Genomic DNA, 243 nt, shown 5'->3' on the forward strand with positions numbered 1-243 from the left:
CAGGCGACATATGATTTAAACGGTCGCCTGCTGTCGGAAAGCAACGCACTGAATCACACCACCACATACCATTATCCTGACGACGAAGAGACGCTGCCGGACCGCATCACCGATGCCAGTGGCGGTGACGTGCTGCTGGAATGGAACCGCCAGGGGCTGCTGACACAGCGCACCGACTGCTCCGGCAGCGTCATCCGCTTGACGTATGACCGGTTAGGTCAGCTCCTGAGCAGTGAGGACGCA

At 59.3% G+C, this 243-nt stretch carries 1 protein-coding gene; it reads left to right on the forward strand.

The genetic code is table 11. The features are described from left to right. Positions 1 to 243, forward strand: a 243-nt coding sequence (locus A1830_RS20860) for an RHS repeat protein (RefSeq protein ID WP_156485063.1), incomplete at both ends; no start/stop codon positions are given.

The organism is Erwinia sp. ErVv1 (assembly GCF_900068895.1).
Lineage (GTDB): Bacteria > Pseudomonadota > Gammaproteobacteria > Enterobacterales > Enterobacteriaceae > Erwinia.